At 58.4% G+C, this 1,785-nt stretch carries 1 protein-coding gene; it reads right to left on the bottom strand.

What is annotated here, in order from left to right; genetic code table 11:
* Nucleotides 1-371: 371 nt before the first annotated feature.
* Nucleotides 372-1,785, bottom strand: a 1,414-nt coding sequence (locus U1872_RS22185; RefSeq protein ID WP_332795043.1) for a TonB-dependent receptor domain-containing protein, incomplete at its 5' end; no start/stop codon positions are given.

The raw sequence follows: 1,785 nt of genomic DNA, 5'->3' as shown, positions 1-1,785 counted from the left end.
GTCGAACGCGCTTTGCCCGACCGCGAAACCCTGTTTATAGGCTGCTGTAAGGAAGCCTCCCGAAGGATCTTTCGCGACAGGATCGGCGGGCACCGATACGGGACTGCCGGGGATTGAATAGCCGTTGGCAAAGAGCACCGCCTGCCCGTTCCATCTCGCTGGGACTGCGACTCCGAACGCGCGCCCGTCTAGCGTCCCGGCTACACTCATCCCGCCATCGGCACGACCATTGGCATCGATGTCTGATGCGCCAGCCTTCGTCATCCGATTGACCAGATGTTGCTGTGTCGACGTTATCGAGCGGCGCTCAGGGCTTGAGGCGCATGAGGCAAGCAACAAGGCCACAAGCGAAACTGGAGCGTATCTGCGCATCAGAAACGATACCGCAAGGACAGACCATATTGCGCTGGCTCGCCATAGATCGAGTTGCTGAATCCGGAGTTATTGTACCCGGTATTGGCCGTTATCCTGTACGCCTTGTCGAGCACGTTTGTGCCATAAATCGCTAGGTCGAGCGGGGCACCGCGCATTTGGTTCCACTCGAGCCGCAGGTTGAGCAGGCCATAGGGCGCGATAGTGTCGAACGGCTGTACATCCGTTGCGACGCGCTGGCGCGACTGCCACGAATACGTCGCACGGATTGCCATGTCGCCCTCGACCTTCGAGATTGGCAAGGCAAGCCGGCCATCCAGGCTGAACTTGTGTCGGGCAACAAAGGTAAACGGTGTGCTCGACAGATCTCGAGACGGCTGCGCCGCCGTCAATGCCGACGGGATCGCAGGAATGGGGATGGTGACGTAATTGAGGAATTTGGCGTCGTTATATGAATAGGTCCCGCTGATCGTGAGCGGCTTGAAAGGAATTATGAGACCCTCGAACTCCAGCCCAACAACCCGGGCTTTATTGGCATTCGCCAAGATGTCCGAGCCTGCGATCGCGGCGCGCTGAATCACCTGCACATCGTTGAACCATGTGTAGAAGGCAGCGATGTTGGTACGGGCTTTGACGCCGCCGATGGTCCAGTCGCGCTTCAAGCCGATTTCGGCATCGGTTACCCGTTCCGGTTTGACCGGGGCAAGCGGATAGTCGCTGCCCAGAAACAGCGTAACGATCGGATTGTTCGCCCCCGATTTGTAGCCGCGACGCGAAACTGCATAGACAAGTGTCTGTGGATCCGCCTGCCAGTCCAACCCAAGCTGCCAAGTCGGCCCGTCGCTCTTGCCGCTGAACGATGGCTTGCTACAGTTTGGATATTTCAAGGTAGGGAAGCCGCCCGCCGCGACTGCCAGAAATGCATCATACACACAAAGGTTTGCATTAAGGCCGATAACCTGTGCCGCTTGCGCCGGGGACACCAAACCCAGCGCTGCGAGGCGGTTGAACACCTGATAGCTTTGAGCATCCTGATAGCTCTGGATATCACCGCCAAAGGTGTCCCAGGTCCATCGGAATCCAGCAGTCGCGGTTAAGGTCGGGATGATTTTATATTGTGCCTGTGCATAGACCGCTTTGCTGCGACCCCGCACCGAGGCATCGGGTTGGACGTTGAGCGAGGGCAGCAGTGGACCGTTTACACCGAGCAGCGTTTGCGCGATCGCGGGAAGGATGATCGGCCCTTGGCCCAATATTCCTGCCGCCTGCAATGGGTTGACGGTGAGAAACGTGAGCGGAGAGGGGCTCTTCTCGTCGAGGTAGAAACCGCCGCCCTGCAAGGCGAACGTACCATCGTCATACCGCGCCTGAAGCTCTTCGGTGATCGTCCGTAGGTTGTTGTTGTAGCCGCCG

Source organism: Parasphingomonas frigoris, from assembly GCF_036663815.1.
Lineage (GTDB): Bacteria > Pseudomonadota > Alphaproteobacteria > Sphingomonadales > Sphingomonadaceae > Sphingomonas.
The sequence above is the reverse complement of the archived record's forward strand: the minus strand, read 5'-3'. Positions and strand labels throughout refer to the sequence as shown.